1 protein-coding gene is annotated in these 1038 nt (G+C 66.4%); it reads left to right on the forward strand.

Annotated elements, in window-relative coordinates; translation table 11 throughout:
* Nucleotides 1-52: 52 nt before the first annotated feature.
* On the forward strand, nucleotides 53-1038 hold a 986-nt coding region (locus NS2_RS35675), incomplete at its 3' end, for an IS4 family transposase (protein WP_147207452.1).

The raw sequence follows: 1038 nt of genomic DNA on the forward strand, positions 1-1038 counted from the left end.
AATGCCGTTAACTTAGTCGATTTCGGCTGGTAGTCGGTTCGGCTGGATATTTGTGAAGTGGTTTGTGCCGCAGCGTGATCGGCGTATCGTGCCGGGCGTGGCGCTGCGGGTGACGGTGGCCGATGCCGGTCGGTTGACCGATCGGGTCGGGTTGGGTGTGCTGACGCGGGTTGTCGGTCGGGATCTGGTCGATGAGGTGTTGATCGAGACCGGTCGGGTCGAGCAGCGCAGAAGGTTGTTGCCGGCGCGGGTGGTGGTGTATTTCGTGTTGGCGTTGACGTTGTTCTTCGACGACGCCTACGAGGAGGTGATGGCCAAACTCGTTAGCGGGCTGCGGTTTCTGCGGTCGTGGGAACACGATTGGCAGGTTCCGGCCGCGCCGGCGTTGTGCAAGGCGCGTGCCCGGTTGGGCGAGGAGCCTCTCGAGGAGCTGTTTCGCCGGGTCGCGGTCCCGTTGGCCGGGCCCGGATGTCCGGGCGCTTGGCTGGCGGGGCGGCGGGTGATGGCCATCGACGCGGTGGAGATCGATGTGCCCGACACCGCCGACAACGAGGCGGTCTTCGGGCGCAGACGCACCAATACCGGTGAGCAGGGCCCGTATCCGCGGGCGAAGATCCTCGCCGTGGCCGAGTGCGGAACCCATGCGGTGATCGCCGCGCATATCGGCGCGGTCGATCAGAACGATCGGATCCTGGCGCGGGCGCTGCTGGCTGATTTCGAGTCCGGGATGCTGGTCATCGCCGATCGCGGATTCTTCGGTGACGAGCTGTGGTGCCAGGCCGCGCAGACCGGTGCGGACCTGCTGCGGCGGGTCATGGCGCCGCTGAAATTGCCTGTGGTGCAACAACTTCCCGATGGTTCGTATCTGTCGAGACTGACCGGGAAATCCGAACGCCAGCGCCTGCGCCGCCACCATCGCCGCGGGCTCGACACCGCAGCCGAGGGCCTGGCTGTGCGCGTGGTCGAATACGAGATCACCGACCGCGACGCCGAGCCCGGCCCGATCCGGCTGATCACCACCCTGCTCGACCCTGACCA

The organism is Nocardia seriolae NBRC 15557 (genome assembly GCF_007990715.1).
GTDB lineage: Bacteria > Actinomycetota > Actinomycetes > Mycobacteriales > Mycobacteriaceae > Nocardia > Nocardia seriolae.